General features: G+C 32.7%; 1 protein-coding gene. It reads left to right on the top strand.

Translation table 11 applies throughout. The features are described from left to right. A partial coding sequence (locus tag QZ379_RS02625; RefSeq protein ID WP_291558030.1) for a DUF4831 family protein occupies positions 1–195 on the top strand: 195 nt, incomplete at its 5' end. Positions 196–257: the final 62 nt, after the last annotated feature.

Below are 257 nucleotides of genomic sequence, written 5' to 3'. Positions count from 1 at the left end.
CTTTATAATATACCGGGAAAAGCCAATGTATCTATAAGCTTCAGGGGTAAAACTCTCTTCGAAGATAACAATATGCTGTTTGCCCAATTCGGAAGTACCGAACTTCTGGTAGACGACCTTTTCAACAAGAAAGTTAATACACGCGTTATTTTCGATACTGTAACAGGAGGAATACAAAAAATAGATAAAGATTAATATAAAGGGCGTAAAATTTGTTTTTTAGAAAAAATACTATAACTTTGCGCATAGTATGATTT

The sequence above is a fragment of the Bacteroides sp. genome, assembly GCF_019417265.1.
Lineage (GTDB): Bacteria > Bacteroidota > Bacteroidia > Bacteroidales > Bacteroidaceae > Phocaeicola.
Note: the sequence above shows the minus strand (reverse complement) of the source record. Positions and strands in the feature narration are given on the sequence as shown.